Annotated in this window: 21 protein-coding genes; 12 read left to right on the top strand and 9 right to left on the bottom strand. The window is 57.9% G+C overall.

Going from position 1 to position 16,574, the window contains the following annotated elements:
* Window positions 1-43: 43 nt before the first annotated feature.
* Entirely contained in the window at window positions 44-766 is a 723-nt protein-coding gene (gene visN, locus HNQ72_RS12755; protein ID WP_244654421.1) for a transcriptional regulator VisN, read from the top strand.
* A gap of 12 nt (window positions 767-778) precedes the next feature.
* Window positions 779-1,525 (top strand): transcriptional regulator VisR, encoded by a 747-nt coding sequence (gene visR / locus HNQ72_RS12750; RefSeq protein WP_183992596.1) that lies wholly within the window; start codon window positions 779-781, stop codon window positions 1,523-1,525.
* A gap of 13 nt (window positions 1,526-1,538) precedes the next feature.
* Here visR and flhB read toward each other — a convergent pair whose 3' ends face one another.
* The 8 genes from flhB to flgF form a co-directional block, all read right to left on the bottom strand.
* On the bottom strand, window positions 1,539-2,618 hold the full coding sequence (flhB, locus tag HNQ72_RS12745) for a flagellar biosynthesis protein FlhB (protein WP_183992594.1): 1,080 nt from the start codon (window positions 2,616-2,618) through the stop codon (window positions 1,539-1,541).
* A gap of 258 nt (window positions 2,619-2,876) precedes the next feature.
* Entirely contained in the window at window positions 2,877-3,920 is a 1,044-nt protein-coding gene (gene fliG / locus HNQ72_RS12740; protein ID WP_148144402.1) for a flagellar motor switch protein FliG, read from the bottom strand.
* Between the two features lie 33 nt (window positions 3,921-3,953).
* Entirely contained in the window at window positions 3,954-4,532 is a 579-nt protein-coding gene (fliN, locus tag HNQ72_RS12735; RefSeq protein WP_183992593.1) for a flagellar motor switch protein FliN, read from the bottom strand.
* A 71-nt stretch (window positions 4,533-4,603) separates the two neighbouring features.
* Window positions 4,604-5,557, bottom strand: coding sequence for a FliM/FliN family flagellar motor switch protein (locus HNQ72_RS12730; protein ID WP_183992591.1), 954 nt, complete (start codon window positions 5,555-5,557; stop codon window positions 4,604-4,606).
* A gap of 5 nt (window positions 5,558-5,562) precedes the next feature.
* Window positions 5,563-6,435, bottom strand: coding sequence for a flagellar motor stator protein MotA (gene motA, locus HNQ72_RS12725; RefSeq protein WP_148144399.1), 873 nt, complete (start codon window positions 6,433-6,435; stop codon window positions 5,563-5,565).
* A 127-nt stretch (window positions 6,436-6,562) separates the two neighbouring features.
* A complete protein-coding gene (locus HNQ72_RS12720) occupies window positions 6,563-7,132 on the bottom strand; it encodes a hypothetical protein (protein ID WP_183992589.1) in 570 nt (189 codons plus the stop codon).
* A gap of 2 nt (window positions 7,133-7,134) precedes the next feature.
* Window positions 7,135-8,472, bottom strand: coding sequence for a flagellar protein export ATPase FliI (gene fliI, locus HNQ72_RS12715; RefSeq protein WP_373289445.1), 1,338 nt, complete (start codon window positions 8,470-8,472; stop codon window positions 7,135-7,137).
* 101 nt (window positions 8,473-8,573) lie between these two features.
* The gene (gene flgF, locus HNQ72_RS12710; protein WP_183992586.1) at window positions 8,574-9,308 is read right to left on the bottom strand and encodes a flagellar basal-body rod protein FlgF; all 735 of its coding nucleotides are present in this window, start codon (window positions 9,306-9,308) and stop codon (window positions 8,574-8,576) included.
* Between the two features lie 222 nt (window positions 9,309-9,530).
* On the opposite strand from flgF, the gene HNQ72_RS12705 reads away from it, so the two are divergent.
* The 10 genes from HNQ72_RS12705 to fliP are packed head-to-tail and all read left to right on the top strand — an operon-like array spanning window position 9,531 to window position 15,670.
* Window positions 9,531-9,932 carry a flagellar basal body rod C-terminal domain-containing protein gene (locus HNQ72_RS12705; protein ID WP_183993119.1) on the top strand — a complete coding sequence of 134 codons (402 nt, stop codon included), beginning with the start codon at window positions 9,531-9,533 and terminating at the stop codon, window positions 9,930-9,932.
* Window positions 9,933-9,934: 2 nt separating this feature from the next.
* Window positions 9,935-10,348: a flagellar basal body rod protein FlgC gene (flgC, locus tag HNQ72_RS12700; protein ID WP_148144395.1), complete on the top strand. Its 414-nt coding sequence runs from the start codon at window positions 9,935-9,937 to the stop codon at window positions 10,346-10,348.
* Between the two features lie 2 nt (window positions 10,349-10,350).
* Entirely contained in the window at window positions 10,351-10,698 is a 348-nt protein-coding gene (gene fliE, locus HNQ72_RS12695; RefSeq protein ID WP_183992584.1) for a flagellar hook-basal body complex protein FliE, read from the top strand.
* 20 nt (window positions 10,699-10,718) lie between these two features.
* Window positions 10,719-11,507: a flagellar basal-body rod protein FlgG gene (flgG, locus tag HNQ72_RS12690; RefSeq protein ID WP_148144393.1), complete on the top strand. Its 789-nt coding sequence runs from the start codon at window positions 10,719-10,721 to the stop codon at window positions 11,505-11,507.
* 21 nt (window positions 11,508-11,528) lie between these two features.
* Window positions 11,529-12,017, top strand: a complete 489-nt coding sequence (gene flgA, locus HNQ72_RS12685; protein WP_244654381.1) for a flagellar basal body P-ring formation chaperone FlgA — start codon at window positions 11,529-11,531, stop codon at window positions 12,015-12,017.
* Window positions 12,014-13,135: a flagellar basal body P-ring protein FlgI gene (locus HNQ72_RS12680; RefSeq protein WP_183992583.1), complete on the top strand. Its 1,122-nt coding sequence runs from the start codon at window positions 12,014-12,016 to the stop codon at window positions 13,133-13,135. The genes flgA and HNQ72_RS12680 overlap by 4 nt, the downstream gene beginning before the upstream one ends.
* Entirely contained in the window at window positions 13,132-13,689 is a 558-nt protein-coding gene (locus HNQ72_RS12675) for a MotE family protein (RefSeq protein ID WP_244654382.1), read from the top strand. Before HNQ72_RS12680 ends, HNQ72_RS12675 begins: the two co-directional genes overlap by 4 nt.
* On the top strand, window positions 13,686-14,405 hold the full coding sequence (gene flgH, locus HNQ72_RS12670) for a flagellar basal body L-ring protein FlgH (protein WP_183992582.1): 720 nt from the start codon (window positions 13,686-13,688) through the stop codon (window positions 14,403-14,405). Before HNQ72_RS12675 ends, flgH begins: the two co-directional genes overlap by 4 nt.
* A gap of 33 nt (window positions 14,406-14,438) precedes the next feature.
* The gene (locus HNQ72_RS12665) at window positions 14,439-14,939 is read left to right on the top strand and encodes a flagellar basal body-associated FliL family protein (RefSeq protein ID WP_183992580.1); all 501 of its coding nucleotides are present in this window, start codon (window positions 14,439-14,441) and stop codon (window positions 14,937-14,939) included.
* On the top strand, window positions 14,936-15,670 hold the full coding sequence (gene fliP, locus HNQ72_RS12660) for a flagellar type III secretion system pore protein FliP (protein ID WP_183992579.1): 735 nt from the start codon (window positions 14,936-14,938) through the stop codon (window positions 15,668-15,670). Before HNQ72_RS12665 ends, fliP begins: the two co-directional genes overlap by 4 nt.
* Window positions 15,671-16,103: 433 nt before the next feature.
* Here fliP and HNQ72_RS12655 read toward each other — a convergent pair whose 3' ends face one another.
* Entirely contained in the window at window positions 16,104-16,565 is a 462-nt protein-coding gene (locus tag HNQ72_RS12655) for a hypothetical protein (protein ID WP_148144387.1), read from the bottom strand.
* Between the last annotated feature and the right edge of the window lie 9 nt (window positions 16,566-16,574).

Below are 16,574 nucleotides of genomic sequence, written 5' to 3'. Positions count from 1 at the left end.
TAATCGACGCAGCAGGAGCAGATAACGAATGGAGTTATCGGGCATGGATGTCTCGGCGCAAGGACGCCCTATTCCGGAGAATGATCGCACTCCACTAATGTCTCGTGATGAGTTGGTGCGCCGCCTTTCCGCCTTGGCCGGTTCGCAAAATCTGCAGGTGATCATGCGATTGCTCGCCGATCACGTCGGGGCATCCCATTTTCTGCTTGCTCGTTACGATCTCATCCAGGAACAGGGTCTCGATTTCATCGTTACCTCGAACTGGCCCTTCGATCTCGTTCGTCGTCTCGGCTCTGAATTGGCCAGTGCCTACACGCGGTCGACCGAGCTTGAAAAATGTTTCTCCGTTCTGACACCGAGCTTTGCAATTCTGCCGGACGAAATTGTCCTGCCTGAAAAATTGAGCCGTCAGTATTGCGCCCTGACCTTTTCGGTCGGTCGCACACGTTTTTCGTTGATGCTTCTCTTTGTCGAGGGCGTCATTCTTTCGCAGCAGCATCTACGCGAAATTGGGCTTCTTGCCGCCTATGGTGCAAGCTTTGTCGAAAGCGTGGAATCCCGCACGGAACGCGATTTTGAGCTGACCGAACGAGAACTGGAATGCCTTTTCTGGATTGCCGAAGGCAAGACCAGCGACGAGATTGCGGTCATCCTCGGAATTTCGAGAAATACCATCAACAACTACATCACTAGCGTGATGCGTAAGACTGCTACCAAGACCCGCTCCGAGGCGATCGCCTACGCGGTTCGCAACAATCTGGTATAGGGCGGCAACGGAATGGGCTATTCGCGAGGCGGCACCGCTGACGGACCGGGGAGCGTTCAACATCTCCGCTTGCAGCGTGGATCGAGCAGATCGGATATCTTTCCGAAACTCGTCGCCATGCAGAAAAGCCTCAAGGCTCGTAATTTTGCTGTTTTCCGGATCTCGGGAGCCGGGCTTCCGAATAAGCGAAAGCTGGTTTGTGAGCTGGAGAACTGGGGGCCGAACGCGGTTGAAAACAGCAACCGGCTTCTCCGAGAGTTCGAAGAGACATTGCTCGACCATGTCGAGATGTCGCTTCTCCCTCTGGTATGGAGTGGAAATGGTTCCGGCAGCACCATGGATGCAGGCGAGTTTTCACCGCTTATCCGGCGACTTGAGACCGCTGTACTGCCGTTTTCGGGCGTCGTTTTCCCCGTGCGCTTAGGTGCTCTCGGGAACGGTTACGTTGCGTTCTTCGCCGACCATCTCACGCTTGATGCGGGATCCGTGATCGATCAGCATGTGGAAAGCTGCCAGATCATGATGGATCTGCTGGCGTTGGACGAGCGGCGCAGCGTTCCGGCGGAATCGCTCAGTGAGCGGGAAATTGCCTGCCTGCAATTGGCGGGCGATGGTCGCATCAGCGAAGAGATTGCCGAAAAGCTCGGCCTTTCGGTCCACACCGTAAATGCCTATCTCGGTTCGGCGACGATCAAGCTCGATTCCGTCAACCGTATCCAGGCGATCGCAAAGGCGATCAGGCTCGGCTACATCACCTGATTTCTTCTGCCGCTTATCGCCGGCCGCGTTTCGCCCTTGCCGCATAGACACGATGGATAAGTTCGGCAACGGCCTTGTAGAAGGGCGGCGGGATGACGCCATCGACGGTGACCTGTGCGAACATCGAACGCGCCAGCGGCGGATCCTCGAAGATTGGGATATTGTTCTGCTGCGCCACTTCGCGGATCTTCAATGCGACCAGATCCTGGCCTTTCGCGACCACGATTGGAGCTTCACTTTCTCCCTGGGCATAACGGAGTGCCACCGCATAGTGAGTAGGATTGGTGATCACGAGCGTGGCGCGAGGAACATTGGTCATCATCCGCCGCCGCGCGCGATCGCGGCCGATGGAGCGGATGCGAGCCTTGATCAGCGGATCGCCCTGTGACTGCTTGAATTCGTCCTTCACTTCCTGCTTGGTCATTCGCATGTTCGAATACCAGTGATGGCGCGTCCACATGTAGTCGGCGATGGCAAGAATGCCGGTCGCAAACAGGATTATGATCATGATTTTCTTCATGATCGCCATCATCTCGACGAGCATCACCTGGGGATCGGAGAAGAGGGCATCGAGCGAGCGGAAGTAATCGCTTCGCAGAACCAGAACCATCACGATCGAAACGACGATGATCTTGAACATCGATTTGCCGAATTCGACCAGTCCCGCCATGCTGAAAAGGCGCTTCCATCCTTTTATCGGCGAGATCCGGTTGAACTGGGGCGTTATACGCTTCAGCACGAATTCCGGCATGTGCTGGGCAAAGTTGGATCCCAGTCCGAATATGATGAACAGAACCGCCACCGGAAGCAGCATCGCGCTTGCATCCCACATCAGGCGGACAAACAGTGAGACGAGATCGTTGGCGGTCTGCATTCGCCATTGATCCGGCTGTTCAAGCAAATCGCGCAATGTTTCCGCCAGCCTGGCTGCACCCGTCGGAAGGAAGAAGACCAGATAGATGTAGAAGGCGAGAGACGACGCGAAGATAGGGACTTCGCGTGAGGAGGGAGTATTACCCTCGGCCATCGCGTCCCGAATCTTTTTCTCTGTCGGGTCTTCTGTTTTACTGTCCTTGTCCTGATCGTCGGACACGAGCGCCTTCCTGACGGCCCTGGAGCAGACCCCGAAACCTGCAGTCGTTCCCCGCAAAAGGGATGCTGCAGAAACCTATAACGATGCATCGATAGGAAACCCGAGGTTTCCGCACCGATACGCAAGCGGTCATCAGACATTATTCATGGGATCGAAAAGGGGCAATCGTTCAGCCCCGGCGGTATCGCGGTTATCAACAGCGACCGGCATGGTGCCGCGCGCCGAACCGGGCGCGCGGGATTGTTATCAGGGCCTCGTTCAGGCCGCCGCTCCCTCTGCCTGGGCTTCGGGATCCTTGAGAATGATCTGGCCCGAATTGGCGAGGCGCAACGCTTCCTGTGCGATGGCGCGGCGTGCAATCGCGATTTCGCGCGGATTGGTGCCGGGCATCTCGACCTGCAGATCGGATTCGATCATGCGGCGAGAACGCGGGCTGATCGACGACAGCACACTTTCGCGCAGCTGCGCAGAAGAGGTTCTGAGCGCCATCGTCAGCACTTCGCCGGAGATGTCGTTCAAGAGCAGCACGCGGCTGCGCTGCGGCATGAGGAGAATATCTTCGAAGAGGAAGATCTTCGGACGAACCTTGGCAACGGCATCCTGGCTGATCTCCTCGAGAGAGTTGAGCAGCGTATCGACGTCGGGCTTGGTCAGCTCGTTCATCAGTTCCGCGACCTTCATCGGGCCGACGGAGTTCTTCTCGCGTTCGATCTCGGTAATCAGGTCGACGACCTTGTTCTCGATGATCTGCGCAGCCTTCGGATTGACGTTCTTCAGGTTCACCGTGCGGTTCATGATGTCCGCGCGCTGGCCGTCGGGCAGTTTCAGCAGCACCTTTGCACCGAAACCGGACGGCAGCATCGAAAGGATGTAGGCCACGGTCTGCGGATGTTCGCGCATCAGGAAAGTCGCGATGAAATCGGGATCGGCTTCCTGCAACCGGTCCCAGATGGACTCTTCGTAAGACTGGAAAGCCATACGTCGACCGAGAAGGCTGTCGACTTCTTCCGGGGTAAGGCCAGCCTCGAGAATGCTCTCGATGACCTTGGCGTTGTCCATAAGGCCTGCACCTTCGGTGAACAGGTCTTCGAATTCGTTGACGAGCTGTGCAAGTTCATTCGGCGGAATGGTGCGCAATGTTTGCGCCGCGGCGATGATTGCCTGCAGTTCGGCCTGGGTGAAAAATTTGAGCAGCTTTCCGGCGACATTCTTTCCCATGGCGAGCAGCACTGCTGCTGCCTTTTCCGCCTGGGAAAGAGGTTTGTCTGTCAATGCCCCGCCGAAGTCTTCAAAGTCCATCATGGTCTTTTTCCTCTTTGCTTCCGACTTCCTGGATCAGGAAGTTTTGGAGCTCATGACTTCAATGAGCTTCACACCGAAGCGGGTGTCGTCGTCTTCGAGAACCGTGATCTCACCACGGGCAATGCGACGCCCGTTGACGGTGATATCGACTGGTTCGCCGATCTTCTTGTCGAGCGCCACGACGGCGCCTTCCTGAAGGTTCATCAGATTCGACACCGAAATGCGACTGGTTCCGAGCACAACATGAACATCGATGGGGATATCCATGATGAGATCGAGGTTGCTGTTCAGCCCTGAGCCTGCAGTCGGCTGGCTTTCGGGCATGGAGTAGTCGAAATCGCTGCTCCCACCGAAATCGCTGCTTGCCCCGAAGTCGTTGTCACCGCCAAAATCGCTCGTGGTGGCAACGTCGCCGAATGAAGGCAATTCGGAGTTCGTTTCGCCGCCGGCCGGAAAGTCGAAGCCGAAACTGTCGTCAGCTGCCGGCGCCGTACCGTCGGCATCGTGTTTCATCACGCCACGGAGTTCGTTGACCGCATTGTCGAAATCGAAGTCCGAATCCGATGGGTTCAGTTCATTTTCTTCCGTCGAAGCTGTCTTCTTTGTCGCCATGAAATTAGCATTCCCGTTCCAAATCTATCGACTATCGGTGTTTTTCCACCAAGCCCCGGAGGTCCGCTGCCCTAGCCAAGCAGATGTTTCAAAATGTCGTTTTCGTTGCTCACATTGTCCTTGACGCGGACGGTGTAGTTCTCGCCGCTTCTGCCGAACTCGCAGTTATACATCTCGCGGCCATTGGCACTGACATCAACGATGATCTCTTCCTTGTCTCGGAAGGCAATCACGTCGCCTGCCACAAGCTTGGAAATCGTCTCGAGTGTCAGCGACTCAAGGGAAATCTTGGCTTCCAGCGTTACCCTTGATCGGCGAACCTGCTCGGACATGCTTTCCGACCAGGCATCCTGCTCGCGGGAGAAGTCACCCTTCGATTTCGGCAGTGTAATGGTCGTCTTGAGCAGATATTTCTGCGGGACGACGAGGAAGAATTCGGAAGCGATCTTGCCTAGCTTCAGCTCGACCCGGATGGACATGGCGAAGGGATCGGCCTCTTCATCCTCCAGCATGGGCCTTGCATCGGCATTGTGAGGCCTCTCGATCGTCGTTTCGAAGCCGCCCGGTGCGTTCACACCGGAGCGCAGTACCTGAGCTATCTTGTCGAAGACCATCGTCGAAAGATCCAGCTCGATCTGTGACAGAGCCCGGCGCGGCGGTTGGAAAATCGAATCCGGCGTTGCGCCGAGCATGTTTTCCATCAGCGTGATGACGAAGGCATTGTCGCAGGCGATGACGAATTTCGGGCACCAGTTGCGCAAGGTTGCATCGGCCAACACGACATTGTCGCCCAGCCTGCCAACCAGTTCACTCATCAGGCCGGATCTGTATCCGGCGAAGATAACTTCGACCGAAAGTCCGAGCTCGCTCTGCAGCACGTCCGGAAGAAAGCTCTGATAGAGGGTACCGAAATCCTGTGCCAGGCGTTCCAGCGTTTTCTGGTCACCGAGCGACCCTGTCAGCCGGGCCAGGAGAGCCCGCTCCATGGCGGGCTGTGCTTGCGAAGCTTGGTTGTTGCTGGTCATTGGGGTCACGCCGCCTTTGTGTCGCCGCCGGGCTTCATCATTTCCTGCTCGACCGAGTCGATCGACGGACGGTCGGAGGAGGAGATCGTCTTACGGCCATATTCGAGCGCCACCTGCGGTACCGAACCATTCATGTAGGCAAGCAGGGTCTGCTTGACGATGATGTAGAGCCGGTGCTGCTTGGTGCGCACGATCTTGATCTGCGAGACGATCGGGTTGCACAGGCAGTAGGAAAGGAAGATGCCGAGCATCGTGCCGACGAGAGCCGCGCCAATCAGACCGCCGAGAACCTCGGGAGATTCATTGATATGGCTCATCGCCTTGATGACGCCGAGAACCGCAGCGATGATGCCGAGCGCGGGGAATGCGTCGCCCATCAGCTGGATCGAATGATACGGCTTCAAGCGATCATGAAGGATCGTCTCGATCTCTTCGTCCATCAACGCTTCGATCTCGTGGGAGCGCGCGTTGCCGATGATGATCAGTCGGACATAGTCACAGATGAAGGAGGTAAGTTCGGTATCCTTCAGAACGGATGGCGCTGACTGGAAGATCGGCGATTCTGCGGGATTGTCGATATGCGCTTCGATCTCGTTACGTGATTTGGTGCGCAGGTCGCGCATCAACGAATAAAGCACGCCGAGCACTTCGAGATAGGCCCGCTCCTTGGGAACGGCATTCTTGAAGATCTCGCCGATCGCCTTGCCGGAATCCTTGAGCACCTTCATCGGGTTCGCCATGATGAAGCTGCCGACGCCCGCACCACCGATGACGACCAATTCGAACGGCTGCATGAGGAGCGCAACATGCCCGCCCATGGCCATGTAGCCGCCAATGATACAGCCGACCGTGATGACAAATCCGATAATAAGATTCATTGTAAGCTCGTATCCAACGCTTGTCCTAGACTAAACCGATAAGGCAGCTGCCTTGCGTGAGACTGTTGTAGTTCGCGGGTCGATGCGGCCAAATGGCCTCGAACGCCGCTGAGAAGATCCGGGGCAGCTATTCGCCATAGACCTTGCCTGCCGAGGTCACGATTTCCCATTTGCCGTTGCGTTGCCGCAAGCCTGCCAGACGCGAGCTATCAGGAAGCTTCGAGCCGATCTGGACGAGAAAAATGCCGTTGCCGTTTTCGATCAGGGCGCGGCCGTTGGCAACATGCAGCAGCTTGAATTCCGTGCCGCCGGGAAACGCCTGATCTTCGAAGCCGCCTGCATCCGACCCGTTTCCGGATGGCGTCGACGGTATTGCAGCGGTGGTCAGTCGGTCGGTTTCCATCTCGCGCAGAAGTGCGCGCTCGACTTCGTCCTGCTGCGGATCGCGCATTGCGCCGATGCCGGACTCACCGGCTGGACGCGCGTGGCGAACGTCGCGAAGCCCTTCCCAGCCGGCTACGTTGACCCCGAATTTCTCCTGGTTGAAGAAAACGTACCAGGGAAAGGCAGCGCACAACATCGAAAATCCCACCAGCGAGGCGACAAGCCAGCGGTCGATCGGCTTTTCTAAAGTCGTTGCCGGCCCTGAGGTTTGATGCCTGCCGGATCTGGTTTTATCAAAGAGCCTGGTTTTCATACTCATCTCTTTCCTGCCGGCATTGGGCGATTGGTATTGCTGAGAGATGCCTTCAGGGCATTGGCGAGTTCGGTATAGGCGTCGATGACCGCCGCATCGCCAGGTGATTGCTTCAGCACGTCATAGATGATCGGCACCTGCTTGACGGCCATGTCCAGATCGGGATCCGCGCCGGGCCTGTAGCCACCGATAAGTCGAAGATCCTTTGTCTCCTCGTAAACGCTGATCAGCCCCTTCAATCTGGAGACCAGTCGTTCCTGATCCCCAGTCCATGCCTTGCGGGCGAGACGCGAGATTGAGGAAAGCGGGTTGACCGGCGGATACCGGCCTTCGTCGGCAAGTGCACGGTCGAGCACGATATGTCCGTCAAGAATACCGCGGGTCGAGTCGGCGATCGGGTCGTTGTGATTGTCGCCGTCGACGAGGATCGAGATGATCGCCGTGATCGTGCCCGTGCCTTCGATGCCGGGGCCGGCACGTTCCAGAAGGCGCGGCAGCTCGGTAAATACTGAAGCCGGATAACCTCGCGCGACCGGCGGCTCGCCGGCGGCAATCGCGACCTCGCGGATCGCATGCGCAAATCGCGTCACGCTGTCGGCGATGAACAGCACGTTCAGTCCCTGATCACGAAAATGTTCCGCGATCGTCATGCCCACCAGCGGTGCCATCTTGCGCAGCATCGGGCTTTCGTCGCTGGTGGTGACGACGATCACCGCCTTCGCCACGTTGTCGCCCAGGGTGTCTTCGATGAACTCGCGCACTTCGCGGCCACGTTCGCCGACCAGCGTTATGACCACCCGGTCGAAGGCATCGGCCTTTGCCAACATCGAAAGAAGCGTTGATTTGCCGACGCCTGAACCTGCGAAAATGCCCAGACGCTGCCCGTAACAGATAGGAGCGAAGATATCGATCGCCTTCACGCCGGTGCGGAACGAGGTATCGACCCGCCTGCGGGTCATGGATGGCGGAGGCAGGGTGTTGATCGAACGCTGCACCGAGCCTTCCCGCAGTGGGCCTTTGCCGTCGATCGGTCTGCAGAGTGAATTGATCGTTCTGCCGCACCAGCTGTCGCTGGGAGCCAGCCGGAATTCACCGGTACGCAGCACGAGATCGCCAACACCGATCGGTTCGCCCGGCTCGATAGGGCAGACATAGATGAGATCGGGCTCGACACGCACGACTTCGCCCATATGCGCGCCCGTGGCACTCTGATGCGACACGAATTCGCCAAGGCGAACATGTCTGGAAAGGCCGCTGACGGTGTAATATCCGGCCGCGATCATCCTCACCCGACCGCCCCAGGACAGGACGCTCGAAGGATTTGCATAATGCGCCGCCATGTCCGACAGACGTTCCAGTCGCGGCATCACGACTGGCTGGGCGACCGGTTCGCTAACCGGCTGAAAATCGGATTGGGCCGTCGTCGTCATCTATGCGCGTCCTACTGGCTACCGCCCAGCGTCCTCATGGCAGATGAGAAGTTGTCTTCACTGGTGCTCATTAGCGAGGAAATGCTTTCGAACGCGCGGTTCACCTGGATCAGCTGGGTCATCTCGCCGATGGCGTTGACGTTGGACTGTTCAAGGAAGCCCTGCATGACGCCGACACCCATGGTGTCGACGACCGCCTGCGGCGTGTCGGTGGGGATGATGCCGCTGTTGTCAGCGCGGTAGAAGCCCTTGTCGATGTCGACAGAGAATACCCCGATCTGTCCAACGGTACGGTCGCCCTGCATGATGCGTCCGTCCTGGCCGACCTTTGGTGTCGGGGCTCGCGGATCGAGCTGGATCGGAGCGCCGCCGCCATCGAGAACGGGGTAGCCATTCGTCGAAATGAGTTCACCCGTAAGCGACATGGAAAACCGACCGTCGCGTGTCAGAACCTGACCTTGAGGAGTCTGGATGGCGAACCATGCGTCGCCTTTGACGGCGAAATCCAGCGAATTCCCGGTCTGCTCGAGCTCGCCATTGCGCATGGAGAGATAGTCATTGCCCTGCGAAACGAATGCGATCTTGGTGTTGTTATCGTTCTGGGTCTGGCTGAGGATCTGATCGAACTTCACCTCAGTCGAACGAAAGCCGACCGTATTCATGTTGGCAATATTGTCGGAGATCGTGGTGAGGCGACGCTCGAGAGCGATCTGCGAGGAAATGCCGACATAGATACCGGATTGCATGGATGTCTCCTGATTTACGGATACGGCGCATGCCCCCGCGCGGGAGAGCTGTGGCGATTTGAAGGAGACAGTTAAGAGCCCGGGCTTGCGCGAACCTGTTTGGGTTAGCGAGTGGGAAAATGCGTGCGGATACGGCAAATCTGCGGGCTACGCCTACCGCAAGTCCCGCGCAAGATTGTCTCTCTAGCGTCCGGGACAACAAGATGGAGAACAACCATGACCATGCAGCCGATTCAGTTGTTCGAGCTTGCCTCTCGGCAGGCGGAATGGCTGTCCGTTCGACAGCAGGTGACGACGACAAACATCGCCAACGCCAACACGCCGAAATACGTCTCCAAGGATTTGACGCCTTTCGATGCCGAACTCAAGTCGGCAAGTGGTCTCGGGTCGATGGAAATGGCCAGAACGAATGCGGCTCACATGACCGCGGACATCGCCGGCAATGGTCGGGTTGAACTGAAGGACTCCAAGCTCAATCAGGAGATCGGCGTTCAGGAATCCGGCAATACTGTCTCGCTGGCAGCGGAAATGTCGAAGATGGGCGAGGTAAAGCGGCAGTTCGAACTGAACACGCTGCTCGTTCAGAATATCAACAGGATGATGCTGACGGCATTGGGTAAATAAAAATGGACTCTTTGATCGCTTCGCTCAAGATCGCAGGCAGTGGAATGGAAGCCCAGTCCACCCGCCTGCGCGTCGTTTCTGAAAACATCGCAAACGCACGTACGACCGGCGACACCTCGGGTGCGGATCCCTATCGTCGCAAGATCATCACCTTCGGCAATGAGATGGATCGCGCCAGCGGCATCAACATGGTGGATGTCAAGAAAATCGGCGCTGATGAGGGCAAGTTCACCGAGGAATACGATCCGGACCACCCCGCTGCAAATGCGCAGGGCATGGTCAAATATCCGAACGTCAATGTGCTGATCGAGATGGCCGACCTTCGCGAAGCCAATCGCAGCTACGAGGCAAACCTGCAGAGCATCAAGCAGACGCGGGATCTGATCTCGTCGACAATCGATTTGTTGAAAGGTTAACTATGATCGATAGCATTTCAAGCATCGGTGCGCTGAAAAAGTCCAGTGGCCTCGACCAGACGGAGACCACCTCCAGCAGCATGTCGAACATGCTGGGCGCCGCCGTCGGTACGGTTGCAACCGGTGTTGCGGGGCCTACATTCGGCAGTTTTCTCGCAGATGCCGCCAAGGGTGCGCTCGATAGCGTGAAGCAAGGCGAAGCAATGTCCTTTGCCGGCATTCAGGGCAAGGCTGACACGCGCGAAGTCGTCGATGCTGTCATGGAAGCCAATCGCACGCTCCAGACCGCGGTCGCCCTTCGAGACAAGGTCGTATCGGCCTATCTCGAAATTTCCAAAATGCAGATCTAGGATAAAGAGGTTTCACGTCCATGAGAGCACTCGCCATTGCTGCAACGGGTATGAATGCCCAGCAGACGAACCTCGAAGTCATCGCCAACAACATCGCCAACATCAATACGACCGCCTTCAAGCGCGGCCGGGCGGAGTTTACCGACCTTCTCTACCAGACCGAACGCGCCGCAGGCGTCGCCAACCGCGCCAACCAGTCGGTTGTGCCGGAAGGCGCCAATATCGGTCTCGGCGTGCAGACCTCCGCTGTTCGCAAGCTGTTCGAACAGGGTGAAATTTCCCAGACAAGCAATACGCTTGATGCCGCAATCGTCGGCAATGGCTGGTTCCAGATCGAAGGTTCGGACGGTACGACGCTTTATACGCGTGCCGGTGCATTCAACAAGGATGCCAACGGACGTCTGGTGACGATCGACGGCTACGGCGTCATTCCCGCGATCACCATTCCGCAGGACGCTACCGAAGTCACCATCGCTCAGGACGGCACCGTCTCGGTTCGCATCGGCGAACAGGATAACATGACGCAGGTCGGTCAGCTGCAGGTGGCGCTTTTTGCCAATGATGCAGGTCTGCGTCCGCTGGGCGACAACCTTTTCGCAGTCACGGAAGCTTCCGGCGATGCAGTTGTCGGTTCGCCGTTGGATACCGGCTACGGCTATCTGAAGCAGGGTTATCTCGAAAGCTCGAACGTCGATTCCGTCAAGGAAATCACTGACCTGATTTCTGCACAGCGCGCTTACGAAATGAACTCCAAGGTCATCACGACAGCGGATGAGATGGCTCAGATCGTCAGTAAGAATCTGAAGTAACGGATTAAGAGGCGGGCAAACATGATGTTTCCTAGTGTAAATGCACTTCGGTCGGCTGTCGGCGGGGCTATCCTGTCACTGCTGTTCATCGCTGGTGCCGGATCGCAGGTCGCGGTTGCCCAGCCTCTTTACGCCGTCGTTCCCACTTCGACGATATTCCCGGGCGATATCATCTCCTCAAGCCAGGTCATGGAGGTCGAAGTGACCAATCCGAACCTGGCCGGCGGCTACACGTCAAGCGTGACAGATGTCATCGGCAAGGTGGCAAAGCGGACCTTGGTGGCGGGACGGACTATCCCGGTTTCCTCGCTGCGTGAGCCTTACACGGTCGAGCGCGGCAAGGCGATCCGTATCATGTTCAATGTTGGCGGCCTGACGATTTCGGCCGCCGGATCGGCCCTGCAGGATGCCATGACCGGAGACTCGATCCGAGTCCGAAACACTGAGAGTGGAGTTACCGTCACCGGCGTGGTGAGGGCTGACGGAAATGTCGAGGTTGTCCAGAAATGATCGGTAGACTGCTAACAACGATCGCCGCCAGCCTGCTGGTGCTTTTTGCTGCGGCGTCTGTCGTCGAAGCGGCGTCAAATGCGCGTATCAAGGACGTGGTATCGCTCCAGGCCGGACGTGATAACCAGCTCATCGGTTATGGTCTCGTCGTCGGCCTGCAGGGAACCGGCGATGGCTTGCGTGCCTCGCCGTTTACCGACCAGTCAATGCGCGCGATGCTCCAGAACCTGGGTATTTCGACGCAAGGCGGTCAATCGGCCGCCAAGAACGTTGCGGCCGTCATGGTCACGACGAACCTCCCGCCTTTCACCAGCCCCGGCAGCCGCATCGACGTGACCGTCAGTTCTCTCGGTGACGCCACCTCGCTGCGCGGCGGAACACTCGTCATGACCTCGCTCACCGGTGCCGACGGACAGATCTATGCCGTTGCACAGGGCGCAGTCGTGGTTTCCGGTTTTCTGGCCGAAGGCGCTGCCGCCACCGTCACTGAAGGCATTACCACGGCCGGCCGCATTCCCGGTGGCGCCATCATCGAGCGGGAACTGCCTTCGCGCTTCAAGGATTCGGGCAATCTTGTTCTTCAGTTGCGCAATCCGGACTTCTCTACGGCAATCCGCGTCGCTGACGCGATTAACTCCTTCTCCACTAGTACCTACCGCATGCCGATTGCCGAAGCGCGCGATTCCCAGGTCGTCGCTGTGCAGAAGCCACCGCAGGAAGATCTTGCTCGCCTCATGGCGCGGATCGAGAACCTTGCCGTCGAAACAGACACACCCGCCAAGGTCGTCATAAACGAACGGACGGGAACCATCGTTATCGGCGCGGATGTCCGCATCTCTCGGGTCGCGGTCAGCTATGGAACTTTGACGGTTCAGGTTACCGAAATGCCTCAGGTCGTGCAGCCGCTACCTTTCTCGCGTGGCGAGACCTATGTCCAGCCACAGACGGACATCATGGCCGAGAAGACCGGTGGTCCGGTTGCTGTTCTCGAAGGTCCGGATCTGCGCTCGCTGGTGGCAGGATTGAACAGCATCGGCGTCAAGCCTGATGGGATTATCGCGATCCTGCAGGGGATCAAGTCTGCAGGTGCGCTGCAAGCGGAGCTAGTACTGCAATGATTGGCCCAGACACTTCATCTCCGGCTCGGTTGCGCCCCTGGGAGCGCTCCTCGGTTGCACTTCCGGTTCTCGCTCTCCTGGGACTGCTCGTCGCGCTGCCCTCGGCCGATGCCCAGGAGCAGGTCCGTGACACGACCGGGATGACGAGCGAGACCGAAGTCCAGCAGTTTTGCGGCAACATTGCCGACGCGGCGCGCGATCGCCGTTATGCCCTGCAAAAACAGGATCTTGAGAAACTTCAGGCCGAGGTCGATGACCGCATTGCCGTGATGGAGGCCCGCAAGGCCGAATACGAGGACTGGATCGGCCGGCGCAACGAATTCATGAAACAGGCCGAAAATGGCCTGGTCGACATTTTCAAGACCATGAAACCTGACACTGCCGCTCCGCAGCTGTCCGAAATGCAGGCGGGGCTTGCCGCCGCAATCGTCATGCGGCTGCCGCCCCGCCAATCCGGTCTGATACTGAGTGAAATGGACGCCAAGAAGGCTGCGGCCGTTGCATCCATCATCGCCAGTGCAGCGGATCCCAACACGTCGAAAGACCCGTCATGACCAAACTCGCACCCGCAATCCTTGCTACCGTAGCGCTTCTTTCGGGATGCTCGCAAACGCCTCAGACGATTAGGGAAGTCGGCAATGCACCATCGATGAGCCCCATCGGTAGTGGCCTGCAGTTCAGTCAGGCGCCACAGCTCGCTTCCTATCCCAAGCGCCCGCACAATATGAATAATGGCTATTCGCTCTGGAGCGACAGCCAGGCCGCTTTGTTCAAGGACGCACGCGCGCTCAATATCGGCGACATCCTGACCGTTACGATCAAGATCAACGACAAGGCTGATTTCGACAACGAGACGAAGCTTGAAAAGAGCAACGACCGGACGACGGCGTGGAAGGCCGATGCCACAATTTTCGGATGGAAGCCTAAGACCGATTCTTCCTTCGGCTTCAACGGCGAATCCAATGCCGACGGTAAAGGGTCGACAACCCGGTCAGAACAGCTGAACCTGCTTGTAGCAGCCGTGGTGACCGGCGTCCTCGAAAACGGGAACCTTCTGATCAGTGGTTCGCAGGAAGTGCGCGTCAATCATGAGATCCGCATCCTGAACGTGGCCGGTATCGTCAGGCCGCAGGACGTCGATTCGGAGAACGAGATCTCCTACGAAAAGATCGCCGAGGCACGCATCTCCTACGGCGGCCGCGGTCGCGTAACCGAAATTCAACAGCCGCCGGTCGGCCAGCAGCTCATGGACCTGTTCTCGCCGATCTGAGGCGTCCGGGTCTTTGCCGAGGAGTGAAACCACATGGCTATCACGGCTGAGGACGATAGCGTCCCGAAGAAGAAGAACGCACTTATCCCGATGATCGGCGCCGTGGTGCTGTTGTCCCTGGTGGGCGGCGGCGGCGGCTGGCTGACGGGAAAGCTGATTGCACCGGCGCCAAAACCGGTGGAGGAAGCGACAAGCACCCCTGCTGCCGAGGGCGAGAAGAAAGGCGAGGGCGAAAAGGCCGCGCCGGCCCTTCCCAATATGCTGGAACTGGCACCGATATTGACGAATATCGGCTATCCGGCGGAAAATCTCATCCGGCTGCAGGTGGGCTTGGTATTTGACGGCCCGCCGGACCCGGCGCTGGCCGAAACTGTGAACCAGAACATCATGACCTATCTGCGAACGCTGTCGCTGCAGCAGTTGCAGGGGCCGCGTGGATTCACATATTTGAAGGGCGACCTCGAGGAGATCGCTAGCCTGCGTTCCCAAGGGCGTGTAACAAAGGTCCTGATTAGGACTTTTGTTGTCGAATGATTCGTCTCGCGATTTTCGTTGCCACATTGGCTTTGGTGCCCGGTCTTGCGCATGCGCAGCAGTTGCAGGATTTGATCAACGCTCCTGTTGACGGCTCTGCGGCTGCCTGGATCGTTCGCACCTTCGGCCTTCTGACCGTCCTGTCTGTAGCGCCAGGCATCCTGATCATGGTGACGAGCTTCCCGCGCTTCATCATCGCCTTCTCGATTTTGAGAACCGGCATGGGCCTCGCCACCACGCCGTCGAACATGATCCTCACTAGCATGGCGATGTTCATGACGTTCTACGTCATGTCTCCGACCCTTGAGCAGTCGTGGCGCGAGGGCATCCAGCCCATGTTGCAAAATCAGGTAACGGAAGCGCAGGCGATCGAGCGTACGGCCGAACCTTTCCGAAGCTTCATGATCGCCAACACTCGGCCGAAGGATCTCGCCCTGTTTGTCGATCTCGCAACTGAACGCGGTCAGCAGACTTCGGAGAACGACAGGCCCTATTATCGCGTGCTCGTTCCGGCATTCATGTTGTCCGAAATCCGTCGCGGCTTCGAGATCGGCTTCCTTATTGTCCTGCCTTTCCTCGTCATCGATATGGTTGTCGCGACGATCACCATGGCCATGGGCATGATGATGCTTCCGCCGACATCGATCTCCCTTCCGTTCAAGATCCTGTTTTTCGTCCTTATAGACGGCTGGAACCTGCTTGTCGGCTCTCTGGTCAGATCGTTCTCCTGAATAATCGAAATTGTGCGCCTGTCCCTCGGCCCGGCACGCCTGCCGGGTTGCGCTAAGGCCTGCAGCTGTCTGATGCTGAAGGTCTCCTGACCTCCGTTGCGAGCGTGGCTCTCCTGTCGGTTCCGGCTGTGGCTTTGTCCTACGCTCGCCTCCGCTCAGCGCCGTGGCACACCATAGCATTCCTAGCTTCCCTCCCTGGATATCCGTGAGGCCAAGCAACGAGCGGGCGCGTTGATGGCTCTCCTTCACGTCACATCCGCTCCCGTGGCTCGATCTCGCCTGTGTGCAATATGCGAGGCGGCAGCACTGGGAATGCCCGTCGGCCGGGCGAGGGGCTTCTTAAACGCAAATTGCCGCGCACAAGGCGCGGCAAGTGGTGAATAACTCGCTCGGTTCCCCTCTGACGCACGCAGCAAGGGAACGGATAGTCTGTTCAGTGATGAGCCGGACTGCTCAGCTCGAGAGCCGCCTGCGCCTTGGTCGTATGGAAAGTCACCTTCCTGAGGCTGTCGGCCAGAATGGATGTGTTCTCCCTCGGATCGGCAGACGGGCTGTGGAAGTTGATGTAGTTGATCGAGATGCTGGCCTTGTCGGCTTCCAGCTTCAATCGGCTGTATATGGTGATCCCCGGCGGGCTGATCTCCAGATCGAGCGTGATCGACGGGTAGGTCGACCAGTCGAGAGCATAGTCGCCTCCGACGCCGAAGCGGACCGTCCCCGGATGAAAATACAGTTCGGCAGCAGAATCGACGAGATCAGCGATGCTGCTATGATACTCGAAACGAAGAAGCGAAATGAGATCGGCAGCGTCCAGCAGCCTCAGTTCGGCCGCCAACGGGCCAATCGCCTTGGCAAGGATTTCTTCGCGTTCGATGGAGTAGGGGCATGTTTTCATAATGAGCCG

Source organism: Aliirhizobium wenxiniae (assembly GCF_014201355.1).
Lineage (GTDB): Bacteria > Pseudomonadota > Alphaproteobacteria > Rhizobiales > Rhizobiaceae > Neorhizobium > Neorhizobium wenxiniae.
Note: the sequence above shows the minus strand (reverse complement) of the source record. Positions and strands in the feature narration are given on the sequence as shown.